Source organism: Cyanobium sp. CH-040 (genome assembly GCF_024346135.1).
Classification (GTDB): Bacteria; Cyanobacteriota; Cyanobacteriia; order PCC-6307; family Cyanobiaceae; genus NIES-981.
In genome coordinates, this window is sequence record NZ_JAGQCJ010000004.1 from 121,266 (window position 1) to 141,838 (window position 20,573).

Here is a 20,573-nt window from a genome sequence, read left to right on the forward strand (position 1 = left end):
GGTCCACAGGCCCGGGTGCTCAGTGCCAGGCGAGCGGATCGAGAAACGTGTGCGCCGCCGCAGGCCCCGCCAGCCGCTCCTCGGCAGCGGGATTCAGCGGTCCCCGGAGCAGCTCGGCCGTCTCGATCGAGGCTGCTGCGGGCAGCAGCGGCTGATCCGGATCGAAGGCCGTGGGGTGGCTCACGCTGCTGGAGAAACCACGGAAGATCAGCACCTCGAACGGTTCGCTGCCGCCGCATTCCGTGGGCAGGACGCCGCGCAGACGCAGCACCCGGTCGGCGCGCCCGCGGCTGATGGCCTCCAGGCCCGTCAGCAGGTCCGCGATCGTCATGGCTTGGGGTTCGGCAGAGGGGGTGGGGTGCGGGATGGGTGCGGGACAGAGGCTGCAGAGGCTGCCTAGAAGTCGCCCGCGACCCGTCCCACCCGGGGCAGGCGCACCAGCAGCCACTGCAGCAGGCCGACGGCGTAGGCCACCAGGCCGAGATAGCCGATGAACGCAGCCACGGCGGGAGTCCACTGGCCGCCGAACACGAACGCGAACACGCGCTCGAGGTGCCCGTGCAGGCCGATCGGGGCCTCCATCCAGGCAGTGCAGCGGGGGGTGGCCCTCGCCCCGGCATCGAGGCAGTTCAGGGCCATGGCACTGAAGCCTGCGCTGATCACGGCCCAGAAGCTCACGCTCCACCGCCAGATGCGCGTGGTGAGCGGCAGCGGGCGCCAGGGCGGCAGATCGGCCAGTTCCTCATTCAGGTCCACCCAGAACCAGAGGCTGCAGGCCACCAGCAGGGGGGCGATCACCAGCAGCACGAACCCGATCGGACGGCGGTCGGTGAGCAGCAGGGTGCTCACCAGGAGCAGACTCGCCACCTTCCAGTACAGGCCCAGCAGACGCACCAGGGCCTGCTCGCGGCGCACGGCGGCCCACACCAGCAGCACCAGGGGCAGGCCCAGGCTGAAGAGAACTCCCATCCGCACATCCAGCCACACCAGCGAGCGGTAGAGCGGTTCCGGCACGACGGCGGTTCGGGAAGACGCCATTATCCGTACCTCCCCGCCGGCGATAGGGTCCATTCATGGCAGCCATTCCTCTCTCCAGCTGGCTGAGCCGCCGTCTGGGATCCGGCGGCGATCAGCCGTGGTGCCGGATGGCGCTGGCCACGGATGCCTCCCTGGAGACGGCCGTCGCGACCGTGGCCCGCCAGCTGCGCGGGGCCGGCCAGGCCGACCTGGCCCTGGTGTTCGCTTCCGCCAGCTACGCCAGCGATCTGCCCCGTCTGCTGCCGCTGCTCCAGGAACGCCTGCAGGCCAGGCACTGGCTCGGCTGCCTGGCCGGCGGCGTGATCGGCACGGCGCCGGAGGCGCCTCCCCGGGAGCTCGAGCGCGAGCCGGGCCTGAGCGTCACCCTGCTGCGCCTGCCTGGCGCCCGCCTGCACCCCTTCGCGATCCAGCCCCAGCAGCTGCCCGATCTGGACGGCCCGGCCGCCCCCTGGCTGGACCTGCTCGGCCCGGCGGAGCAGGCGCAGCAGCTGGCCGCCAGCCGCTCGATGCTGCTGCTGGTGGACCCGGGCTTCAGCGGGATCAACGACCTGATCAGCGGGCTCGACTACGCCTGCCCGCAGGCCGCCAAGCTGGGCGGCATCGCCTGCCCCCACAGCGCCTCCGGCGACTCGCTCCTGTTCGCGAACGCGGTGCACGGCGGGGCGGTGGGCTGTCTGATCGACGGGGGCTGGGAACTCCAGCCGGTGGTCGCCCAGGGCTGCCGGCCGATCGGGCCGGTGTTCGAGGTGGAGGACGCCCAGCGCAACGTGGTGCTGCAGCTCAGCCGCGACGACCGGCGCAGCACGCCGGTGGCGGCACTGCAGGCGATCCTCACCGAGCTCACACCCGAGGAGCGGGAACTGGTGAAGCACTCCCTGTTCCTGGGCGTGGGCCGCGACAGCTTCCGGCTGGAGGCCGATGGCGACACCGGCACGCCCACCTTCCTGGTGCGCAACCTGATCGGCGTCGATCCGCGCAACGGTGCCGTGGCGGTGGCGGAGCGGATGCGGGTGGGGCAGCAGGTGCAGTTCCAGCTGCGCGACGCCCAGACCTCCCGCCAGGAGCTGCTGCAGTTGCTGGAGCGGCAGCGACGGCGGCCGGGCGAGCCCCTGGCCGCCCTGCTGTTCGCCTGCCTGGGGCGGGGGCAGGGCCTCTACGGCCGCCCCGATGGCGACGTCACGGTGGCCCGGGAGGTCTTCGCAGCGCTGCCGGTGGCCGGCGCCTTCTGCAACGGTGAGATCGGCCCGGTGGCCGGCAGCACCCACCTGCACGGCTACACCGCCAGCTGGGCCTTCCTGGTGCCCACCGACGCCACCTCCACAGACACCGCCCCCAGCGACGCGGCCTGATGGTGCGCCAGCACGTCAATCCCCTCAGCCGTTTCCATCAGCAGCCGAGGGTTCTGCCACCCCCGGCCGAGCTGTTCGCCGATCCCGCACGGCCCCTCCATCTCGACATCGGCAGCGCCCGCGGCCGCTTCCTGCTGGCGCTCGCCCAGGCGGAACCGCAGCGCAACTACCTGGGTGTGGAGATCCGCCGCCCGCTGGTGGAGGCGGCCGAGGCCGACCGGCGGGCGCTCGGGCTGGAGCACCTCCACTACCTCTTCTGCAACGCCAACGTCAGCCTCGAGGACTGGCTGCGGGCGCTGGCCCCCGGGCTGCTGGAGCGGGTGAGCATCCAGTTCCCGGACCCCTGGTTCAAGACCAAGCACCACAAGCGGCGGGTGCTGCAACCCGCCCTGCTGCGGGCTCTGGCGGAGGCGCTGCCGGAAGGCGGGGAACTGTTCCTGCAGAGCGACGTGCCGGCGGTGATCGAGCCGATGGTGGCGCTGGTGGAGGCCAGCGGCTGCTTCGGCCGGCCGGATGAGGATGCCCGGCCCTGGCGTCTGAGCAACCCGCTGCCGGTGCCCACCGAGCGCGAAACCCACGTGCTGGCCCAGGGACTGCCGGTGTACCGCGTGCTCTTCCGGCGCAACGGGCAACCGCCGCCGGAGCCGGCGCTGCTGGAGCGGGCCGCGGCCGGGATGGCGGGGGTGGCCGGCAGGGAGGCCGATAATCCCAGCTGAATCCGGCCAGGCTCGCCGTGGGTGATTCCAGCCTCTCCCCTGCCACCCCGCTGCTGCTGCGCTGGCAGGGCCTGCTGGCCGACTGGCGCGTCGGCCCCGTGGGCAGCCGCCTGGTGCCCATCGCCGGGGTGGTGCTCTGCGCCCTGATGGCGGGCCTTCCCCTGGTGACCCGCGCCGGCCTGAGCCTCCTGATCCTGGCCAGCGGGCTGCTGTGGCTGCTGCTCGCACTGGCCCGTCCGGCCCGGGGGATCGGCGCCATCAACGCCTGGATCCTGGCGATCCTGGCGGTGTCGCTGCTGGCCACCGGCTTCTCGCCGGTGCCGGCGGCGGCGGCCAAGGGGCTGCTGAAGCTGGTCAGCTATCTGGGGGTGTACGCCCTGATGCAGGAGGTGCTCGGCGCGGCCCCGCAGTGGTGGGACCGGATCGTGGGCTCGCTGCTGGGGGGCTCGCTGGTCACCAGCGTGATCGGCCTGCGGCAGCTCTACGCCGACACCTCGCAGCTGGCCCGCTGGGTGGACCCCACGTCGGTGGCGGCGGGCACGGTGCGGATCTACAGCACGCTGGACAACCCCAACCTGCTGGCGGGCTACCTGCTGCCGATCCTGCCCCTGGCCCTGGTGGCGGCCCTGCGCTGGCGCCGGCCGGCCCGGCGTCTGTTCGCCCTGGCTGCCCTGACGCTGGGCATCGCCACCCTGGTGCTCACCTACAGCCGCGGGGCCTGGATGGGGCTGGTGGCCTCGGCGGCCGTGATCGTGCTGATGCTGGCCATCCGGCAGACCCGCCACTGGCCGCCTCTGTGGCGGCGGCTGGCGCCGCTGCTGGTGCTGCTGGGCGGGGCGGCCGTGCTCGTGGTGCTGGTGGTGCAGGTGGAGGCGCTGCGGGTGCGGGTGCTGAGCCTGCTGGCGGGGCGGGGCGACAGCTCCAACAACTTCCGCATCAACGTCTGGCTGGCGGCGCTGGACATGATCCAGGCGCGACCCTGGCTGGGCATCGGGCCGGGCAACGACGCCTTCAACCTCATCTACCCCCTCTACCAGCAGCCCCGCTTCAACGCCCTCAGTGCCTATTCGATCCCCCTGGAACTGGCGGTGGAGGCCGGCATCCCGGGCCTGCTGGCCGGCATCGGCCTGGTGGTCACCAGCGCCAGGCAGGCCCTGGGCCTGTGGCGCAGCCAGCCCGCCCTGGCCCTGCCGGCGATGGGCGTGCTGGCAGTGATCGCCGGGCTGGGCGTGCAGGGGCTCACCGACACCATCTTCTTCCGGCCGGAGGTGCAGCTCACCGGCTGGTTCTGCCTGGCCACCCTGGCCGCCGCCACGGCGCCGGCGGGCGGGCCGGGAGGGGCGCAGCGGCTTGGCTGACCTGATCGCCGGCTTCGATGCCGGCCAGAGCCACACCCGCTGTCGGCTGGCGCAGGCCGAGGGCGTCCCGGTCCTCTGCGAAGGGGAGGGTCCCGGGGTCCGCCACCTGGCCAGCCCCGGCGGGGCGGAGGCCTTCCAGCAGGCCCTCAGGCTGAGCCTGAGCCGGGCCCTCGAGGCTCTCGACCCTGCGCAGAGGGTCCGGCTGCTGGCGGCGGCTGTCGGTGCCAGCGGCATCGAGGTGGGCAGCCCCGTGCAGGAGCAGGGCCTGCGGCTCGCAGCGGCGGCCCTGGATCTGCCGCTGGAGTGCACGGCGGTGACCGGGGATGAGCGCACGGCCCTGCGCGGCGCCATGGGCCCCGCCAGCGAGGGGGTGCTGCTGATCAGCGGCACCGGCACGATCGCCGTGGGACGCAACCGTCAGGGCGCGGAGCACCGCTGCGCCGGCTGGGGCTGGCTGCTCGATGGCGCCGGCTCGGCGATGGACATCGGCCGCGACGGACTCAGCGCCAGCCTGGAGATGGCCGATGGCCGCCGGCCCGACAGCGACCTGCGGGAGGGGTTGTGGGAGGCCCTCGGCCTGAGTGCCCGCGCCCCCGGCGCGGCGGCGGCGATCAAGGCCCGGGTGGTGCAACCCGAGTTCGGCGCGGCCGGCTTCGCGGCGCTGGCGCCGGTGGTGGCGGCGGCCGCCGCGGCCGGGGACCCCACCGCCGGCACCATCGTGCGTCGCAACGCCGAGGCCCTCGCCGCCATGGCGATCACGATCAGCCGCCGGCTGAACCTGGAGGCCCCGCCGATCTGGCCGCTGGGCGGTGCGCTCGAGCATCTGCCGCCACTGCGCCAGGCCCTGGAACAGGCACTGGCGCTCGGCCTGCCCTCAGCCCGGCTGGCCAGGCCAGCGGGGGACGCCTGTGCCGGAGCCCTCAGCCTGGCCCGGGCGCTGCCGGAGCTCAGGCGGCATTGAGGTGCTGCTCGGCAGCGGCGGCGAGCTGGTCGGCCCAGTGGCTCACCAGCCGGGGCTCGGCCGCCTCCACCATCACCCGCAGCAGCGGTTCGGTGCCGCTGGCCCGCACCAGCACCCGCCCCTGGCCCTGCATGTCGGCTTCGGCCCGTTCCACTTCGCGCCGCAGGGGCTCGCACTGGCTCCACTGCTGCCGCCGCTGGCGATCCGGCACCCGGACGTTCACAAGGCGCTGGGGATAAGGGCGGAAGCTGGCCTCCATCCAGTCGGCCAGGCTGAGACCCTGGCCGTGCAACAGCGTGGCCACCTGCACGGCGGTGAGCAGACCGTCGCCGCTCATGCCATGGCGGGCGGAGAGGATGTGGCCCGACTGCTCTCCTCCAAGACCGGCACCCAGCTCCTCCATCGCCCGGTGCACGTGCTGATCGCCCACGGGGGTGCGCTCGAGCACGCCACCCCGCTCCCGCCAGGCCGTCTCGAAGCCGAGATTGCTCATCACCGTGGCCACGATGCGGCGGCCGGGGAGGGCGCCGACGGTCATCAGCGCCGAGCCCCAGAGATAGAGGATCTGATCGCCATCCACCACGCGGCCGCGGCTGTCGACCGCGAGCATGCGGTCGGCGTCCCCATCGAAGGCGAAGCCCATCTCGGCCTCGCCGGCCAGCACCGCCTGCCGCAGGGGCTCGAGGTGGGTGCTGCCGCAGTCGACGTTGATGCGGGCGCCATCCGGCTCGCCGTGCAGCACGGTGACCTGGGCCCCGAGGGCCCGGAACACCTCCTCGCCACAGGCGGTGGCGGACCCGTGGCAGAGATCGAGCACGATCCGGCAGCCCTCGAGGCTCTGCCCCTCGGCGCTGGCCACCAGGGCCTGGCGGTAGGCGCCCATCAGGTCGCCGCGCTCGCGGCTCTGGCCCGTGGCGCAGAGATCCGGCGCCTGGAGGCGGCCGGCCAGGCCGGCCTCGATCGCCTGCTGCTGCTCAGCGCCGAGCTTGGCGCCGGAGGGTCCGAACACCTTGATGCCGTTGTCCCCGGGGGGGTTGTGGCTGGCCGACACCATCAGCCCCCCGGCGGCGGCACAGCGCCGGATGGCGCCCGGCACGGCGGGGGTGGGGCAGATGCCCAGCTGCCACACCTCCCGACCCGCCGCCGTCAGTCCGGCGGTGAGCGCCGCCGTGAGCATCGGGCCGCTGCGGCGGCTGTCCCTGCCGATCAGCACCGGCGCACCGCCGGGGAGCACCTGCCCGCACCAGTACCCCACCTGAAGGGCCAGGGCCGGGGTGAGCTGGCTGCCGACATGGCCGCGGATGCCATCGGTCCCGAAGCTGACGTGATCGCCGTCGAGCGGGCCACCGATCGGATGGCCCACGGGATGCACGCTCGGCAGGGACATGGGCGTGGGCTGTCGTGGCGCCAGCGTATGTCCAGCCGCCCCTGGCGCCCAGAGGGTCGGTGCCAGCCGGGTCAGCGCCAGCGACGCGGCCACCACACCCAGCGGCACAGCTCCGCCAGGGCCCAGAGCAGCAGGCCGCCCACCACCCAGCCCGGCAGCCAGCTGAGCGGCACCAAGGGCCGCAGCAGCAGCACCAGCCCCGCCAGGGCCGCCACCCGCAGCGCCCGCAGGCGCTGCGCCCCGCCCGGGAGGCTGGAGAGGTAGGGAGGCAGCGAGGGCCGGCGCATCGGCGGAGCCAGGACGGCATGGCCACCAGAATGCCGCCAGCTGCGCCCGGACCGCATTGCCGCGTCTTCCCCTGCTGCTGGCCGTGAGCTGCGCGGGCAGTGCGGTCCTGCTGCTGGCAGGCCGCCAGCTGCTCCTGCTGCGCCCTCCCCTCACCGCCAACGCCGGCAGCCGCAGCCTGGAGCGCAGCTGGCGGCTGGATCCCGATCCCGGGAGGCGCCGCGAAGCCGCTCTGCTGCTGGCGGGCCGGCACAACCAGCGGGATGGGGGCGATCCCCAGGCGGAACGGCGCCTGCTCAAGAGCCAGGGCTGGGGACGTGATCCGCTGGCGGCCCTGGTGCTGAAGCGCGAAGCCCTGCTGGCGGCCCGCCAGGGCGAGGCCGAACTGGCCGAGAGCCGCTGGCAGCTGCTGCTGCGGCGCTTCCCCGGCGACCCCGCCAGCGCCGACGCCCTGTATGCCCTCGGGCGAACCCAGCCGGCACTGCGAGAGCAGTTGCTGGCACGCTTCCCCGCCCACCCGGCGGCCCTGGCAGCGGCACTGGAGCTGGGCGAGGCGGGGGCGCTCCACCTGGCCCGCTGGGGGCCCCGCTGGCCGGGTGCCGCCGGGGTGCTGCGCCAGCGCTGCGCTCCCGGCCAGCGGGCCATGAACGCCGCTGAGCGCGACCAGCTCGCCGGCGCCCTGGCCCAGCTGGGGGACACGGCGGCGGCACTGCGCTGCCTGGGTGACGCCAGCGCCAGCCCCGCCACGAGCCTGGCGCTGGCCCGTGCTCTGCTGCAGGACCCCCAGCAGGAGGCGGCGGCGGAGGCCCGTCTGCTGGAGCTGGCCCGGCGCGCGCCCGCCAGCGGGGAGGCCCTGGAGGCGGTGCGGCTGCTGGGCGAGGGACGCAGCCCCGAGAGTCTGGCGGCGATCGCCCAGCTGCCGCCCGCCCTGCGCGGCAGCGCCCCGGCCCAGGCCCGTCTGGCCCGGGAGAGCCCTGAACCCGGCCCCACCCTGGCTGTGCTGCGCCGTTGGCCCGCTGATCCCGCCAGCTGGGAGCTGCAGTGGCAGCAGGCCCGGCGTGCGGCGCTTGCCGGCGAGTGGTCGCAGACGGCGCTGCTGCTCGATGAGCCCAGCCTCGACGGCCTGCTGCCCCCGCCCCTGGAGGGCCGCAGGCGCTTCTGGCAGGGACTGGCCCACTGGCAGCTGGGCGAGCGCGGGCGGGCCGAGGCGATCTGGCGCGAGCTGCTGGACGCCCTTCCCGGCGGCTATTACGGCTGGCGAGCCGCCGTGCGGCTGGGCCGGGGCAATGTGGAACTGGACCCCCTCAAGGCGCCGCCGCTGGTCGCGACGGCCTGGCACCCCCTCGGCCAGGATGACCCGGCCCTCGAGCGCCTCTGGCGCCTCGACCAGCCGCTGGAGGCCTGGGAACACTGGCGCCTGGGGCAGGAGGAGCGGGTGGGCGGCGATCCGCTGGAGCAGATACACGAGGGCCGGCTGCGCCGGGCGGTGGGGGACAACTGGCTCGGGCTGGGACGGCTGGAGCAGGCCAGCCTGCGGCTGCCGGCCGGCCGCTGTCCCTGGACGCGCGTCCTGGAGAGGGAGCTGCACAGCCCGGACTTCATCAGCGAGCTCAACGCGGCGGGCCGCGAGGCCGCCGTGCCCGCCACCCTGCTGGCGGCGGTGGCCAAGCAGGAGTCGCGCTTCTCCACCTCCGTGCGCTCGCCCGTGGGCGCCGTGGGGCTGCTGCAGCTGATGCCTGCCACGGCCGCGGAACTGCTGGGCCGCCCGCTGGACACTGCGGAACTGGAGCAGCCGGCCCTCAATGCCCGTCTGGGCGCCCGCTACCTCCGCCGGATGTTGCAGCGCTGGCGGGGCAATCCCCTGCTGGCGGTGGCCAGCTACAACGCCGGTCCCAATGCCGTGGCCGGATGGATCAGCCCGCGCCTGAACAGCGAGCCGGAACTCTGGGTGGAGTCCATCCCGTTCCCCGAGACGCGTCTGTACGTCAAGAAGGTGATGGGCAATCTCTGGAGCTTCCAGGCCCCCCGTCCGCCGGCCTGCGGCGAACCTGCCCTCAGCCCCGGCTGACCAGCCAGCGCCCGGCGCCGCCGCTCACCAGCACCAGCAGGCCGAAGCCGAACGAGAGCGCCAGGGGGGACGGAACGACCCGCACCCGGGCCAGATCCACCCGGGCCAGCAGCACCGCCGAGCCCAGGATCAGCACCCGCGAGAGCACCTCCAGACGCAGCAGATAGAGGGCCGTGAGAGTCGCGATCAGCAGGGTGAGCACCAGGGTCACCACCTGGCTGGTGGCCATCAGCCCGGTGATGGCGCGCAGCAGACGCACCGGCATGCAGCACACCACCACCACCACCAGGGTGTGCAGGGCATCCAGGGACCAGACCCAGCCCAGCAGTCCCAGCAGACCGCGGGCCTCCGGCTCCGTCAGACGCCACGACGTGCCGATGTACACCGCCACGCCCACCAGCACCAGCAGCAGCGGCGCCCGCAGCGGCAGCAGCAGCAGGCGCAGCGACGGCACGATCATGGACAGCGCGGCGGACACGGCTCAGACGGGGTCCAGGACCAGCGCGATGGCCTCCACCGGACAGCTGGGAATGCACTGCTCGCACACCAGGCAGCGCGATGCCTCGAACTGCAGGTCCCAGGCCGGCGCCGTGCAGCTCAGCGCTCCGCTGGGACAGACGCTCGAGCAGATGCCGCAGTCGACGCAGAGGGCGCGGTCGATGGCGATCTGCCCGGGGGCCCGGTTCAGCCCCAGGCCCTGGCCCTCCAGCCACGACTCGGCGGCGTCGAGTTCATCGATGTCGCCGGAGAGCTCCACCACCATGGTGCCGCTCTGGTTGGGGGCGATCTGGGCGCGCAGGATCTTGGCTGCGATGTCGAAATCCACGGCCAGCCTGTAGGTGATCGGCTGATGCACCACTTCCCGTGGGAAATGCAGCGTGAGACGACGCTTCATGGCGCGCTGGCGGGGCCGTCCCTGGCAGAGTGCTCCCAGCCTGCATCACCCGGCCCGGATCCACCATGCGCCGTCCTGATCGCCATGCGACCCGCCGAGATGAACGGGCCTGAACTGAGCACGGCGGGGCAGACGACCGGGCCCGGCCGGCGGGAGCGGCAGGCGCTGCTGGCGATCGCCGCCGTGCTGGCGGTGCTGGTGGTGTGGCTGCGGGGCGGGCTGCAACCCCAGGCGCCCCTGGAGGCCCTGGCCCGGCGCTCCCCGGAGCTGTCGGTGGCCCTGGCCGACGGCAGACCCACGCTGGTGGAGTTCTACGCCGACTGGTGCGAAGCCTGCCGGGCCATGGCGCCGGCCATCGACGGCATCGAACGCGCCCGCCGCGGCGACCTCGATGTGGTGCTGCTGAACGTCGACAACCCGCGCTGGCAACCCGAGCTGGAGCGCTACGCGGTGAACGGCATCCCCCACCTGGAGCTCTTCGATGCCGGAGGCGCCAGCGTGGGCCACGCCATCGGCGCCCGCACGGCCGGCGAGCTCGACGCCCTCACCGCGGCGCTGCTCAACGGCGAACCGCTGCCCCAGCTGGCCGGTGTCGGCGCCGTGAGCCGGCTCGACGCCGCCCCCGCCCCCGCCTCCAGCCCGGGCCCGCGCAGCCATGGCTGATCCCCGCATCGACCCGCGCTTCCGGGTGGAGCGCCTCGCCGCCACCCCGAACCCCCAGCAGTGCGTATGGGCGGCCATGCACCAGGACTACAGCGAGACCTTCGTGGCCGCCGAAGCCGGGCAATGGCCCGATGAACGCCGCGCCGGCGAGATCTGCGTGAAGCGGCTGCTGGCCGGGGAGCGCGGCCACTACGGGCCGCTGGAGCATGCCCAGATCGTGCTCAACGTGGGCTGGTTCCCCCACTCGGTGATGCAGCAGGCGCGCACCCACCGGGTGGGCGTGAGCTTCGATGTGCAGTCGATGCGCTACACCGGCGATCGCATCCGGCGGGCCGCCAACGGCGAGCTGGAGCTGGAGGAGGTGTTCTACCTGCGGCCCGTGGGGGACTACGCCGACCGTCAGGGCAAGAAATACAGCTACACCGACGCCCAGCGCAGCATCGACCTCGCCCTCTGCCGCCAGGCCGCCGAGCGCTACCGCGATCTGCTCGACGCCGGCTATGCCGAGGAGCACGCCCGCGGCATCCTGCCCTTCGACTACCGCCAGCACTTCGTGGTGAGCTTCAGCCTGCGGGCCCTGCTGCACTTCCTCGACCTGCGCGCCAAGCTCGACGCCCAGCTGGAGATCCGCGCACTCTGTGATCTGCTCTGGCCCCATCTGCAGAGCTGGACCCCGGAGATCGCCGGCTGGTACGAGAAGAGCCGCCTGCATCGCGCCAGGCTCGCCCCCTAGCCCCAGCTCTTCTCAGCAGCTCAACTGACCAGCTCGTGAGTGCCGCGCCGCTTCAGATGCGGGCGAGGGTGACCCGCTCGGGCTGGTGCTGATACTTGCCGGCCCGATCCATGTAGGTGGTGTCGCAGGGATCGCCTTCGAAGAAGAGCAGCTGGCAGATGCCCTCACCGGCATAGATGCGGCAGTCGGCACCGGAGGAATTGCTGAATTCCAGGGTGAGGTGTCCTTCCCAGCTCGCCTCGGCGGGGGTGGTGTTGACGATGATGCCCAGGCGGGCATAGGTGCTCTTGCCCAGGCAGATCACCGTGATGTTGGCGGGCACCCGCAGCTTCTCCAGGGCCACACCCAGTCCGTAGGAATGGGCGGGCAGGATGAAATAGCTGCCATCCTGATCCTCATGCAGCGGAGCCGCCTCCAGGTTGGCGGGATTGAACCGCTTGGGGTTCATCACCGTGCCGGGCACATGGCGGAAGATCAGGAACTCCCGGGGCGAGAGGCGCAGGTCGTAGCCATAGGAGGAGCAGCCGTAGCTGAGCACCGGCCGGGCGGAAGCCGCCGGGTCGAGGTGGCGCACCAGGGTCTCCTGGAACGGCTCGAGCATGCCGCCCGCGGCCTGTTCCTTGATCCAGCGATCGTTCTTGAGCATGGGAGAGCGGACTAGACGCCGCGGCGCAGCTGGGTGACCTGATCGGCCAGGGCCATCAGTTCCGGCGCCATGGCCGGGCCGGTGAGGATGACATCCATCGGCGCCGGCCGCTGCTCGAGTGCCGCGAGCACCTCATCGGCAGCGATGAAGCCCAGGTCGATCGCCAGACCCAGCTCGTCGAGCACCATCAGATCAACGGTCGCCGAGAGCAGCTGCTCACGGCTGAACTCCCACACCTGCCGAACCGCATCCGCGACGGCCGCGTCGTAGCAGTGCGCCGGTTCGGCGAGGCAGGCCTCGACGGCGGGCCGGAGCCAGCGCAGCCGGCCGCAGAGGCTGGGCCCGGCGTCCACACCCTGGTTCACCCCGCCCTTGAGGAACTGGCAGACCAGCACCCGGCTGCCCAGACCGGCCGTGCGCAGGGCCTGGCTGAGCACGGCCGCGAAGCTGCCGCGGAAGGGAGCGGTGTGGATGTGCAGCAGACCCTCCGGTTGCGCCAGCAGCCGCAGGGGCGCCGGCGCTGGCGTGGCGGGCCGGTGGCGGCTCACACCCGTGGACGCCACCGCCGCAGGCCTCACGCCGTAGGGCGTGTCGCCGAGGCCGGTGCTGAGGCTGGCGGTCATGGCGGGGCAGGGCGCGAAGCTGAATGTAGCGGCTTCAGGCCGGTTCACAACGAGGGCACACCACCTGTGGTGGCGAACAGACGTATCAGGCGCACCGCGAGCCGCCGTCCCGGCGGCGGAGACGCGCCCGTGATCGGTGTGCGTTGCTACAGGGTCGCGGCGGCCCGATCTTTAGGGTTCCGCGACATCCATGCCGGGTCCATGGTCGGCGCCACCCGCGGCTTCAGCCGCACCGCCAGCACGCCCACCACCGGGAGCCCGGGCGCCGTGACCACCATCGGCAGCGGCGCCCAGGACAGCACCACCCTGCTGGAGGTGATGCGCGGCCTGAGCGGCAGCAGCGCCGAATCCATCGATCGCGGCAAGACGATCTTCTTTCCCGGCGACCCGGCCGAAAGGGTCTACCTGCTGCGCCGGGGGGCGGTGCGCCTGTCGCGGGTGTACGAGAGCGGCGAGGAGATCACGGTGGCTCTGCTGCGCGAGAACAGCCTGTTCGGCGTGCTGTCGCTGCTCACCGGCCAGCGCTCCGATCGCTTCTACCACGCGATCGCCTTCACGCGGGTGGAGCTGATCACCGCTCCGGCCACCTCCCTGCGCACCGCCATCGAGCAGGACGCCAGCGTGGGGCTGCTGCTGCTCCAGGGCCTCTCCTCGCGCATCCTGCAGACGGAGACGATGATCGAGACCCTCACCCACCGCGACATGAGCTCGCGGCTGGTGAGCTTCTTGCTGGTGCTCTGCCGCGACTTCGGCCTGCCCGGCGCCGAGGGCATCACCATCGACCTGCGCCTCTCCCACCAGGCGATCGCCGAGGCGATCGGCTCCACCCGCGTCACGATCACCCGGCTGCTGGGGGATCTGCGCCAGGAGGGTCTGCTGCAGATCGACCGCAAGAAGATCACGGTGTTCGACCCCATCGCCCTCGCCAAGCGGTTCAGCTGACGCGCGCCGTTCCGCTGACGGCAGGACGACACCGGCCATGGGGGGCGCGGGATACTGAGCCGGTTCGGACGGATCCGTGTCGGGCTGGCTGCTGATCCTGGCACTGCTGGTGCTCGGGGGTGTGCTGTCCACCCTCGGCGATCGCCTCGGCAGCCGCGTGGGCAAGGCGCGGCTCAGCCTCTTCGGCCTGCGGCCGCGCCACACGGCCGTGGTGATCACGGTGCTCACCGGCAGCCTGATCAGTGCGGTGTCGCTGGGGCTGATGCTGCTGGTGAGCGAGCGGTTGCGCCGGGGCCTGTTCGAGCTCGACCAGATCGACGAGCGGCTGCGCACCAGCCGCGTGCAGCTGGAATCAAGCCGCAGTGAACTGCAGGCCAGCCAGGCGCAGGTGGCCCGGGCCCAGCTGGGCCAGCAGCGCGTGCAGCGTGAGCTGGCCCAGGCCGAACAGCGCGCCACCACCCTGCGCAACGAACTGGCGCCCCTGCGCCAGGAACGCGCCCGCCTGGAGGCCGAGCGGAACCGGCTGCAGGCTGAGCGGGGCCGCCTGCTGGGAGAGCGGGAGCGGCTGAGCGGCGAGGTGGCCGGACGCGACGCCGAGATCCGCCGCCGGGAGGGTGAACTGGCCCAGCTGCGCCAGCGCATCGACGCCGGCAGCCAGGAGCTGGAGCAACTGGAGGAGAACCTCATCGCCCTGCGCCGCGGCGATGTGGTGCTCACCAGCGGCGAAGTCCTGGCCAGCGCCAAGGTGAAGCTGGAACGCCCCCAGCAGGCACGCGGGGTGATCGACGCCGTGCTGCAGCAGGCCAATCTGAATGCCTTCCGGCGCGTGCGCCCGGGTGATCCCCCGGAGCGCCAGATCCTGCTGGTGCCCACCAGCGACATCAACCGGCTGGAGGAGTTGCTCAAACGCCCCGGTTCGTGGGTGCTGAGCATCCGCTCGGCGGCCAACGTGCTGCGCGGCGAGCAGCAGGTGCTGGCCTTCCCCGACCTGCGGCCCAACCGCCGGGTGGTGAGCGCCGGGGAGGTGCTGGCCAGCACCACAATCGAGGGGGATCTGCGCAGCCCCGACCTGCTGGCCCGAAGGCTGAACCTGCTGCTGGCGGCGGCCTACGCCCGGGCCCAGCGCCAGGGCACGACCGTGGACGGACTGCAGTTCGATCCCACCGCCTTCAGCTCACTGGTGCGCAGCCTGAGCGAACGACCCAGCGGCCAGGTGGTGCAGCTGCAGGCCGTGGCCCTGCGCGATGCTGACACACCGGACCCGATCACGGTGGAGCTGCGCCTCCCACCACGCCAGGGTCAGAGTGCCTCTCCGCAGGGGCCGAGGCGGTGAGGGAGGCCGGACTGCTGGCGGCGGTGGATCCCGGCCGCAGCAAGTGCGGTGTGGTGCTGGCCGACCCCCTCAGCCGCACCGTGCTCGCCGCCGCGATCCTGTCGCCGCAGGAGGCGCGCGAGCGCATCGCGCAGTGGCAGCAGCAGGGGATGGCGGCGGTGGTGCTCGGCAACGGCACCGGCAGCGCCGCCTGGCAGCACGACCTCCGGCAGCTCGGCCTGACGGTGCTGCTGGTGGACGAGCGCGGCTCCACCCTGGCGGCCAGAGAGCGCTACTGGGATCTCGAAGGCCGGCGGCACTGGCGACGCTGGCTGCCGGCGGGGCTGCGGCTGCCCCCACGTGCCATCGATGACGTGGTGGCCCAGCTGCTGCTGGAGCGCCATCTGGGCTGCACGCTGGCGCCCGCGGCGGGGCCGCTCAGAACCGGGCCCGGACCGTGAAGGCGTAGTCGCCGCCGGGCTCGAGCTGGTAGTCGGCGCGGAGCAGGAAGCGCAGCAGGGCATCCTGGATCAGGGCACGGCCGAGGGAGGGCTCCACCCTCAGCTCGCCGCGATCGAAGGCCCAGCAGAAGGTCCAGCGGAAGCCACCGGCCGTGACCTCCCCTTCCAGGACCCGGTTGCTGAAGCTCTGATGCAGCACCCGCAGCTGGGCGGTGGTGGCAGGCAGACGCGCCATGGTGTCAGGCTGGCGCAGGCTGGGCGCGGAAACCGTTCAAACGGTTACCGGCCCGTTCCAGGCCCAGGCGCTGGATCAGGCCGATCCCGGCCGTCACCTCGCTGAGCACGTCCTCGAGCAGGGGCTGTTCGGCGGCGGCGAACCGTCCGAGCACGTGACCCACGGTGCGGGCGCGGCGCTCGGCAGGGTTGTCGGCCGGTGCCCCGATGCCGATGCGCAGGCGGGCGAAGTCCTGGGTGCCGAGGTGGCTGATGGCGCTGCGCAGACCGTTGTGGCCCCCGGCACTGCCGCTGGCGCGCAGTCGCAGCCGGCCCAGGGGCAGATCCATGTCGTCAACCACCACCAGAACCTCGGCAGGCTGGAACGAGAACCAGTCCAGGGCGGCGCGGATCGAGCGGCCGCTGTCGTTCATGAAGGTCTGGGGCATGAGCAGGCGCAGGCGCGAGGCCCCCTGACCCACCTCGGCGAGAAGCCCGTGCAGCCTGTTCTGCTGGCGGAAGGACACGCCTGATTCGGCGGCCAGGCGCTCCAGGGCCATGAATCCGACGTTGTGGCGGGTGGACTCGTACCGATGTCCGGGATTGCCGAGACCGACCACGAGGCGCAGGTTCATCGGGCCGGGATTCATCAGGCCGGCACCACGCCCGGCCTGCGGACGACGATCTGGACCTGTCCGGTCATGGAGCTCAGCTGGAGGTCGACTCGCCGGCCGTGTCAGCGGCTGCCGGTGTGGCCGGCTCGGCGACCGGGGCTGCGGCGGCGGGCGCCTCGGCCGCAGGCGACTCGGCCGAAGGCAGCGGAAGCTCGGCGTTGCCGCCTCTCTCGGCCGCGGCGTCGACGGTGGAGAGGGCCGTGCGGAACTCCTTCTCGAACTCCGAGGACGCGGACTGGAACCCCTTGAGGGTGCGGCCAAGGCTGCGCCCGAGCTCAGGGAGACGCTTCGGCCCGAAAACCAGCAGGGCGATGGCGGCGATCACCGCCATCTCGGGAAGACCGATGCCGAAGAAATTCATCGCGAGACCCTGAACGGGTGGTGGCCAGGTTCAGCCGGCGCCGTCCCAGTTGACATTGATCCCTTCGAGCAGCAGGGACTGGTTGTACAGCTGCAGGATCACCAGCAGGAACACCAGGAAGAGCAGCATGAACACGCCCATGACCGGGGTGGTGCCCCAGCCGGGCACCACCTTGCCGTACTCGGAGTTGAGAGGGCGGAGGAGATCGCCGAGACGGGTGCGTTGAGCCATGGAGGACCGGACCTCTCGCGCAGGAATTCGGTGCGGTTACTGTACGGGAACCGGGATGCCCGGCGGCCCCTGGCTGTCGAGACTGTTGACCCTTGGTTCTGACCCTTGGTTCTGACGGGAGCTCCTGAGCCGCCCGTACCGGGAGCCGTTTCCAGGTCGGCACCAGTCCACCGCTCCCCTTCCCCTCCCCGCCCCCTCACCCACGAGCCGCCGCCGCCATGGATCCCAGCAGCAGCAGTTCCCCGGCGCTCTCGGTGGCGATCGCCGTTCTGGCGGTGCTGCTCGGTCTCACCGGTTTCGGCGTGTACCAGGCCTTCGGGCCACCCTCCAAGGCCCTCAGCGACCCCTTCGACGATCACGACGACTGAGGGGAGCGACCCTCCAGAAGCCGATCTCCCAGGGCCGCAGGCGGATCGTCCCTGTGCTCCCCTCCGCAACCGTCGGCAGGTCGGGGTCGCTCTGCTCCAGAGGCCGGTCGAGCCCATCGAGGCGTTCCTGCACACGCCAGAGGGCCCCGAGGTCGACCCGCTGACGGCAGGGGGAGTTGTTGATCAGGCTGAGCACCGCCGACCCCGCCGCCAGGCGCCGCAGGCCGAGCAGCTGCACGCCGCAGGGCAACGGCGGCACCAGCTGATGGGGACCTGCCGGGGCCGCCCCGGCCGAGCCGCACCGAGCGGGGCGCAGCAGGACCGGTTCCCGGAAGGCCAGAGCCTGCTCCGGCACCCCCGCGCCACGCCAGCCGTTGGCGCAGGGCAACAGGGCCAGCCGTTGCCGCTGGAAGCCGTTGTCGGCTCCGGGATCCGGCCAGGTGGGGGCCCGCAGCAGCGACACCCCCAGGCGGTCGGCGCTGGCTGACACGCCCTGGGGCCCGTCGAGCAGCACGGCCAGACCCTGGCCGCTAGCGCAGGAGGCCATCCAGCTGATCGCAGCCACCTCCCAGCGGGTGCGCTCCCGCGCCGTGGCCGCCTCCGCCGGCCGCTCCAGCACGCCCCCGGAGGTGTCGGCCGCCCAGCGATCGGCCCGCTCCGCCAGCGGCAACTCGAGGCGCAGGAGCTCATGGCGCTGGCGCCAGTCGACGCTCAGCACCAGCTCCAGCCAGGGACTGCCCGCCAGCAGCCGCCCATCCAGACGCAGGCGGCTGGCGCCGCAGCGGCCGCGCCAGAGGAAGCTGGCACACAGCGGCCCCCGCTCCCGCCATTGCGGCTCCCCCTGCCAGGACCAGGGCAGGGGCCGGCTGCCGTAATCGGCGGCGATGTCCCAGGCATCCCAGAACTCGCCGCGATCGACGTAGCGACACCAGGCCAGGGCTGCGGCCAGCTGGGGCCGGCCCTGGCAGTCCCAGAGCTGCTCGAGGCCGCCGGGCCCCAGCTCCAGGGTGAGCAGCCCGTTGCCGGCCCGGTTGCCCTCCACCCACACGACCCCGTCCACACGCTCGCAGGCCGGCTCGCGGGCCGGCCCGGGACCGGGGGCGGGCGAGACGGCAGCGGGTTCGCGCCGCAAGGAGACTGCCGACACCCCGGCCAGCGCCGGCAGCTGCACCCAGAGCCCCCCCGCCGCCGCCGCCTGGCTGGGCAGCGCGGTGCCTTCAGCCAGCCAGCGGCCGGGGGGCAGCCGAAGCACCGGCCGGCGGTCGGGGAGCGGCTGCAGCTGCACGCCCCACCAGGGCTGGGCGGTGGGCTGGGCGGTGGGCTGGCGAGCGCCTGCAGGGGCTGGCCCAGGCAGTGCCGTCAGCCCCCCCAGCCAGGCGTCCAGGGCCTGATCCCGGTGGCGGCGGGCCTGCCGCCGCGCCGCGCGCCACTGGGGCTCGGCCTGCTCGAACACCTCGGGAATGGACGTGCCGGGGAGGATGTCGTGGAACTGCTGGAACAGCAACGGCCGCCAGTCGGGCAGGGGCGGCACCGCTCCACCGCCCGTGCCGGCGGGCGGCAGCGCTCCCGCCAGCACCTCCGCCAGCTCCGCCTCCCGCAGCAGCCGCTCGAGGCTGCGGTTGTGGCGCTTCTGGTCCGGACGGCTGGTGGCACAGCCGCGGTGCAGCTCCAGGTAGAGCTCGTCGCGCCACACCGGCAGCCGGGGGGCGTGGGGCTCGAGGGTGGACAGATGGGCGCGCAGCGAGCCATGGCGCTGCGCTGCGGCCACCGGCTCTCGGCTCCACAGCTGCAGCTGCTCGAGCATCTCGGCGGTGGGCCCCCCGCCGTGATCCCCCATGCCGGGCAGCCAGAGGGTTTCGGCCAGGCCCGTGGCCCGCTGCCACGCCAGCCGCTGGCGCTCCATCGCCACCGGGTCGGCGTCGGTGCCGATCGGCGCCGTCATCAGGGCCAGCTGCTCGGCACCGCAGCGGGCGCGCCAGCGGAACAGCCGGTGGGGGAAGGGGTTGGTGGCGTTCCAGAACAGCTTGTGGGTGCAGAACCAGCGCACCCCGGTGGCGGCGGCCACCGCCGGCAGGCCGGCGCCGAAGCCGAAGCTGTCGGGCAGCCAGGCCAGCCGGTGCTCCAGGCCGGGAAAGTGCTGACGGCTGAACCGCTGGCCCAGCTGGAACTGGCGCAGCAGCGAGGCGGTGCTGATCAGCACGCAGTCGCTCTCCACCCAGGGGCCGTTGATGGGCTCGAAGCGGCCGTCGGCCACGGCCCGCTGCACCTGCGCCCAGAGGCTGGGCCGGTGCTGCTCCAGCCAGGCGTAGAGGGCGGGCGTGGAGTGGGCGAAGTGCAGCTCCCCGGAGCGCTCCATCAGAGCGAGCACCGAGGTGAACGTGCGTTCGGCCGCCTGCCAGGTGTCGGCCACCGGCCACAGCCAGGCCAGGTCGAGATGGGCATGACCGAGCACATGGAAGCCCGCCCCAGCCGGGGGCTCCTCGGGCAGACCCGCGTCGCGGCGCAGGACACGCAGCTGACGGCGCTGCGGCTCCAGCACCCCCAGGGGATCGTCGGCCTCCAGGGGCTCCAGGTCCAGCCGGCTGTGGATCAGGGCGCCGTCGTCGTGCAGGGGGCTGCGCAGACGCAGTTCCAGCTGCAGCGCCCGCCCCTGCCACCAGGGCTGCGGCAGCAACCAGCGGCAGCTGGTGTCGAAGAGGTCGCCGGCGTGCACCGGCTCACCGTCGACGAGCAGCTCCATGCGGTCGGCCCACCAGCGCAGCGCCAGCCGGGCCTGCACCCGCGGCCGCGGGTGCTGCAGCGCCTGCCAGGGCGCCGGGCAGGGGAGGGTGAGGCGCAGGCAGCGCCACTGCCCGCCGCGGGGCCAGATCACCAGGCCCCGGGCATGCCAGTCGGGGCGATGGCGCGCGCCCCAGGGATGCTGGAGAGCCGGGGCCGGCACCCCCGAGGGATCGGCGCAGCACCAGAGGGACTGGAGGTCGATCCGGCTGGCCGTGGGGTCCGCCGGATCAAACGTTTCAAATTCGTGAGACGGCCCGGTTGCAGAGGCCTCAGGCATCGTTGGATGGCCAGCCAGGTCCCATAGGATGATGCGGCTGCCGCAGGGTCGAACAGGCCCACCGGGCGGCCCGTCACTCCCCGTCACCCACCCGCGCGCAAGGCCGAACCATGCTGGCTCTCAAGATCTCGGTTTATTCGGTCGTCTTCTTCTTCATCGGGATCTTCGTGTTCGGCTTCCTGGCGAGCGACCCCAGCCGCACCCCCAGCCGCAAGGATCTCGAGGAGTGAG

Annotated in this window: 25 protein-coding genes; 12 read left to right on the forward strand and 13 right to left on the reverse strand. The window is 73.0% G+C overall.

Features of this window, described 5'->3' with window-relative positions; all coding sequences use genetic code 11:
* Positions 1-19 precede the first annotated feature (19 nt).
* Positions 20-331 (reverse strand): hypothetical protein, encoded by a 312-nt coding sequence (locus tag KBY90_RS05635; protein WP_254967493.1) that lies wholly within the window; start codon positions 329-331, stop codon positions 20-22.
* Between the two features lie 65 nt (positions 332-396).
* A complete protein-coding gene (locus KBY90_RS05640) occupies positions 397-1,038 on the reverse strand; it encodes a DUF3177 family protein (protein ID WP_261353093.1) in 642 nt (213 codons plus the stop codon).
* Positions 1,039-1,073: 35 nt separating this feature from the next.
* On the opposite strand from KBY90_RS05640, the gene KBY90_RS05645 reads away from it, so the two are divergent.
* The 4 genes from KBY90_RS05645 to KBY90_RS05660 are packed head-to-tail and all read left to right on the forward strand — an operon-like array spanning position 1,074 to position 5,422.
* Positions 1,074-2,387: an FIST N-terminal domain-containing protein gene (locus KBY90_RS05645; RefSeq protein ID WP_254967494.1), complete on the forward strand. Its 1,314-nt coding sequence runs from the start codon at positions 1,074-1,076 to the stop codon at positions 2,385-2,387.
* A gap of 2 nt (positions 2,388-2,389) precedes the next feature.
* Positions 2,390-3,103 carry a tRNA (guanosine(46)-N7)-methyltransferase TrmB gene (gene trmB, locus KBY90_RS05650; RefSeq protein WP_254967577.1) on the forward strand — a complete coding sequence of 238 codons (714 nt, stop codon included), beginning with the start codon at positions 2,390-2,392 and terminating at the stop codon, positions 3,101-3,103.
* Positions 3,104-3,120: 17 nt separating this feature from the next.
* Positions 3,121-4,461 carry an IctB family putative bicarbonate transporter gene (locus KBY90_RS05655; protein ID WP_254967495.1) on the forward strand — a complete coding sequence of 447 codons (1,341 nt, stop codon included), beginning with the start codon at positions 3,121-3,123 and terminating at the stop codon, positions 4,459-4,461.
* On the forward strand, positions 4,454-5,422 hold the full coding sequence (locus KBY90_RS05660; protein WP_254967496.1) for an N-acetylglucosamine kinase: 969 nt from the start codon (positions 4,454-4,456) through the stop codon (positions 5,420-5,422). The genes KBY90_RS05655 and KBY90_RS05660 overlap by 8 nt, the downstream gene beginning before the upstream one ends.
* Here the strand turns inward: KBY90_RS05660 and glmM are convergent.
* Both glmM and KBY90_RS05670 read right to left on the reverse strand, forming a co-directional pair.
* Positions 5,409-6,809: a phosphoglucosamine mutase gene (gene glmM, locus KBY90_RS05665; RefSeq protein ID WP_254967497.1), complete on the reverse strand. Its 1,401-nt coding sequence runs from the start codon at positions 6,807-6,809 to the stop codon at positions 5,409-5,411. The genes KBY90_RS05660 and glmM overlap by 14 nt on opposite strands.
* A gap of 71 nt (positions 6,810-6,880) precedes the next feature.
* Positions 6,881-7,096 carry a hypothetical protein gene (locus KBY90_RS05670; RefSeq protein WP_254967498.1) on the reverse strand — a complete coding sequence of 72 codons (216 nt, stop codon included), beginning with the start codon at positions 7,094-7,096 and terminating at the stop codon, positions 6,881-6,883.
* A 56-nt stretch (positions 7,097-7,152) separates the two neighbouring features.
* Here KBY90_RS05670 and KBY90_RS05675 point away from each other — a divergent pair, with 56 nt between their 5' ends.
* Positions 7,153-9,162 carry a transglycosylase SLT domain-containing protein gene (locus KBY90_RS05675; RefSeq protein ID WP_254967499.1) on the forward strand — a complete coding sequence of 670 codons (2,010 nt, stop codon included), beginning with the start codon at positions 7,153-7,155 and terminating at the stop codon, positions 9,160-9,162.
* On the opposite strand, the gene KBY90_RS05680 is transcribed toward KBY90_RS05675, so the two are convergent.
* Entirely contained in the window at positions 9,149-9,640 is a 492-nt protein-coding gene (locus KBY90_RS05680) for a hypothetical protein (protein ID WP_254967500.1), read from the reverse strand. The genes KBY90_RS05675 and KBY90_RS05680 overlap by 14 nt on opposite strands.
* Positions 9,641-9,643: 3 nt before the next feature.
* On the reverse strand, positions 9,644-10,057 hold the full coding sequence (locus KBY90_RS05685) for an NIL domain-containing protein (protein ID WP_254967501.1): 414 nt from the start codon (positions 10,055-10,057) through the stop codon (positions 9,644-9,646).
* A gap of 84 nt (positions 10,058-10,141) precedes the next feature.
* Here KBY90_RS05685 and KBY90_RS05690 point away from each other — a divergent pair, with 84 nt between their 5' ends.
* Together KBY90_RS05690 and thyX are read left to right on the forward strand one after the other, a co-directional pair.
* Positions 10,142-10,720: a thioredoxin domain-containing protein gene (locus KBY90_RS05690; protein ID WP_254967502.1), complete on the forward strand. Its 579-nt coding sequence runs from the start codon at positions 10,142-10,144 to the stop codon at positions 10,718-10,720.
* 7 nt (positions 10,721-10,727) lie between these two features.
* On the forward strand, positions 10,728-11,453 hold the full coding sequence (gene thyX, locus KBY90_RS05695) for an FAD-dependent thymidylate synthase (RefSeq protein ID WP_254967578.1): 726 nt from the start codon (positions 10,728-10,730) through the stop codon (positions 11,451-11,453).
* A 52-nt stretch (positions 11,454-11,505) separates the two neighbouring features.
* Here thyX and dcd read toward each other — a convergent pair whose 3' ends face one another.
* A complete protein-coding gene (dcd, locus tag KBY90_RS05700) occupies positions 11,506-12,099 on the reverse strand; it encodes a dCTP deaminase (RefSeq protein WP_254967503.1) in 594 nt (197 codons plus the stop codon).
* Between the two features lie 11 nt (positions 12,100-12,110).
* Positions 12,111-12,722, reverse strand: a complete 612-nt coding sequence (locus KBY90_RS05705; RefSeq protein WP_254967505.1) for a cob(I)yrinic acid a,c-diamide adenosyltransferase — start codon at positions 12,720-12,722, stop codon at positions 12,111-12,113.
* A gap of 201 nt (positions 12,723-12,923) precedes the next feature.
* Here KBY90_RS05705 and ntcA point away from each other — a divergent pair, with 201 nt between their 5' ends.
* From ntcA to KBY90_RS05720, 3 genes are all read left to right on the forward strand, one after another.
* Positions 12,924-13,664, forward strand: coding sequence for a global nitrogen regulator NtcA (ntcA, locus tag KBY90_RS05710; protein ID WP_254967506.1), 741 nt, complete (start codon positions 12,924-12,926; stop codon positions 13,662-13,664).
* A 76-nt stretch (positions 13,665-13,740) separates the two neighbouring features.
* Entirely contained in the window at positions 13,741-14,997 is a 1,257-nt protein-coding gene (locus KBY90_RS05715; protein WP_254967507.1) for a DUF3084 domain-containing protein, read from the forward strand.
* On the forward strand, positions 14,994-15,437 hold the full coding sequence (locus KBY90_RS05720) for a resolvase (protein WP_254967508.1): 444 nt from the start codon (positions 14,994-14,996) through the stop codon (positions 15,435-15,437). Before KBY90_RS05715 ends, KBY90_RS05720 begins: the two co-directional genes overlap by 4 nt.
* On the opposite strand, the gene KBY90_RS05725 is transcribed toward KBY90_RS05720, so the two are convergent.
* The 4 genes from KBY90_RS05725 to psbH form a co-directional block, all read right to left on the reverse strand.
* Positions 15,415-15,672, reverse strand: coding sequence for a DUF3146 family protein (locus KBY90_RS05725; protein ID WP_254967509.1), 258 nt, complete (start codon positions 15,670-15,672; stop codon positions 15,415-15,417). The genes KBY90_RS05720 and KBY90_RS05725 overlap by 23 nt on opposite strands.
* A gap of 4 nt (positions 15,673-15,676) precedes the next feature.
* Complete coding sequence (gene pth, locus KBY90_RS05730) at positions 15,677-16,285, reverse strand: aminoacyl-tRNA hydrolase (protein WP_254967510.1); 609 nt, start codon at positions 16,283-16,285, stop codon at positions 15,677-15,679.
* 73 nt (positions 16,286-16,358) lie between these two features.
* A complete protein-coding gene (locus tag KBY90_RS05735; protein WP_254967511.1) occupies positions 16,359-16,685 on the reverse strand; it encodes a TatA/E family twin arginine-targeting protein translocase in 327 nt (108 codons plus the stop codon).
* 30 nt (positions 16,686-16,715) lie between these two features.
* On the reverse strand, positions 16,716-16,916 hold the full coding sequence (psbH, locus tag KBY90_RS05740) for a photosystem II reaction center phosphoprotein PsbH (protein WP_254967512.1): 201 nt from the start codon (positions 16,914-16,916) through the stop codon (positions 16,716-16,718).
* A 218-nt stretch (positions 16,917-17,134) separates the two neighbouring features.
* On the opposite strand from psbH, the gene psbN reads away from it, so the two are divergent.
* Positions 17,135-17,284 carry a photosystem II reaction center protein PsbN gene (gene psbN / locus KBY90_RS05745; RefSeq protein ID WP_254967513.1) on the forward strand — a complete coding sequence of 50 codons (150 nt, stop codon included), beginning with the start codon at positions 17,135-17,137 and terminating at the stop codon, positions 17,282-17,284.
* On the opposite strand, the gene KBY90_RS05750 is transcribed toward psbN, so the two are convergent.
* Positions 17,253-20,342, reverse strand: a complete 3,090-nt coding sequence (locus KBY90_RS05750; protein ID WP_254967514.1) for a glycoside hydrolase family 38 C-terminal domain-containing protein — start codon at positions 20,340-20,342, stop codon at positions 17,253-17,255. The genes psbN and KBY90_RS05750 overlap by 32 nt on opposite strands.
* Positions 20,343-20,452: 110 nt before the next feature.
* On the opposite strand from KBY90_RS05750, the gene KBY90_RS05755 reads away from it, so the two are divergent.
* Entirely contained in the window at positions 20,453-20,572 is a 120-nt protein-coding gene (locus tag KBY90_RS05755) for a photosystem II reaction center protein I (protein WP_010312075.1), read from the forward strand.
* Position 20,573 lies beyond the last annotated feature (1 nt).

What these genes read in the sequence shown, in the direction of transcription:
- psbH (WP_254967512.1), bottom strand. Translation starts at nt 16,916, where the DNA reads ATGGCTCAACGCACCCGTCTCGGCGATCTCCTCCGCCCTCTCAACTCC.
- KBY90_RS05705 (WP_254967505.1), bottom strand. Translation starts at nt 12,722, where the DNA reads ATGACCGCCAGCCTCAGCACCGGCCTCGGCGACACGCCCTACGGCGTG.
- KBY90_RS05725 (WP_254967509.1), bottom strand. Translation starts at nt 15,672, where the DNA reads ATGGCGCGTCTGCCTGCCACCACCGCCCAGCTGCGGGTGCTGCATCAG.
- KBY90_RS05755 (WP_010312075.1), top strand. Translation starts at nt 20,453, where the DNA reads ATGCTGGCTCTCAAGATCTCGGTTTATTCGGTCGTCTTCTTCTTCATC.
- KBY90_RS05640 (WP_261353093.1), bottom strand. Translation starts at nt 1,038, where the DNA reads ATGGCGTCTTCCCGAACCGCCGTCGTGCCGGAACCGCTCTACCGCTCG.
- KBY90_RS05645 (WP_254967494.1), top strand. Translation starts at nt 1,074, where the DNA reads ATGGCAGCCATTCCTCTCTCCAGCTGGCTGAGCCGCCGTCTGGGATCC.
- KBY90_RS05735 (WP_254967511.1), bottom strand. Translation starts at nt 16,685, where the DNA reads ATGAATTTCTTCGGCATCGGTCTTCCCGAGATGGCGGTGATCGCCGCC.
- KBY90_RS05670 (WP_254967498.1), bottom strand. Translation starts at nt 7,096, where the DNA reads ATGCGCCGGCCCTCGCTGCCTCCCTACCTCTCCAGCCTCCCGGGCGGG.
- ntcA (WP_254967506.1), top strand. Translation starts at nt 12,924, where the DNA reads ATGGTCGGCGCCACCCGCGGCTTCAGCCGCACCGCCAGCACGCCCACC.
- KBY90_RS05635 (WP_254967493.1), bottom strand. Translation starts at nt 331, where the DNA reads ATGACGATCGCGGACCTGCTGACGGGCCTGGAGGCCATCAGCCGCGGG.
- dcd (WP_254967503.1), bottom strand. Translation starts at nt 12,099, where the DNA reads ATGCTCAAGAACGATCGCTGGATCAAGGAACAGGCCGCGGGCGGCATG.
- KBY90_RS05750 (WP_254967514.1), bottom strand. Translation starts at nt 20,342, where the DNA reads ATGCCTGAGGCCTCTGCAACCGGGCCGTCTCACGAATTTGAAACGTTT.
- pth (WP_254967510.1), bottom strand. Translation starts at nt 16,285, where the DNA reads ATGAACCTGCGCCTCGTGGTCGGTCTCGGCAATCCCGGACATCGGTAC.
- KBY90_RS05685 (WP_254967501.1), bottom strand. Translation starts at nt 10,057, where the DNA reads ATGAAGCGTCGTCTCACGCTGCATTTCCCACGGGAAGTGGTGCATCAG.
- psbN (WP_254967513.1), top strand. Translation starts at nt 17,135, where the DNA reads ATGGATCCCAGCAGCAGCAGTTCCCCGGCGCTCTCGGTGGCGATCGCC.
- glmM (WP_254967497.1), bottom strand. Translation starts at nt 6,809, where the DNA reads ATGTCCCTGCCGAGCGTGCATCCCGTGGGCCATCCGATCGGTGGCCCG.
- KBY90_RS05690 (WP_254967502.1), top strand. Translation starts at nt 10,142, where the DNA reads ATGCGACCCGCCGAGATGAACGGGCCTGAACTGAGCACGGCGGGGCAG.